The organism is Robertmurraya korlensis (assembly GCF_023715225.1).
In the GTDB taxonomy this organism is placed as follows: Bacteria; Bacillota; Bacilli; order Bacillales; family Cytobacillaceae; genus Robertmurraya_A.
In genome coordinates, this window is sequence record NZ_JAMBNS010000118.1 from 1 (window position 1) to 440 (window position 440).

Annotated in this window: 1 protein-coding gene; it reads right to left on the reverse strand. The window is 51.1% G+C overall.

Annotated elements, in window-relative coordinates; genetic code table 11:
* Positions 1-440 (reverse strand): pyridoxal-phosphate dependent enzyme (locus M3175_RS26055; RefSeq protein WP_251524608.1); only part of this gene is annotated, 440 nt, incomplete at both ends.

The window sequence follows — 440 nt, forward strand, 5'->3', positions numbered from 1 at the left end:
GTTCTTGCCCTGTAGATTATGATCTTCGATGTATTTTTTCATACCCGCGACTGCCAACGCGCCTGCAGGCTCGACGATGGTGCGGGTTTCATCATACACGTCTTTAATTGCCGCACACACTTCATCATTGCTACAAGTGACCACATCAGGCTCGACCACGGGACCTGAGTTATCGCTTTTTGGCATACGGCAGACGTCAAACGGTATTTCACCCAGCTGCGCGACTGCCACCCCATCGACAAACAACCCCACTTGGGGCAGACGTTTGCGTTCGTTAGTGGCTAAAGCAATTTTTAAACAGGCTGCTTCTTCTGGCTCGACCGCCACGACTTTGACATGCGGTGCGACTTCCCCCAAAAACGCCGCGACACCTGAAATTAAGCCACCGCCACCAACCGCAACAAACACATATTCCATTTTACGCCATTGTTGTACTAGCT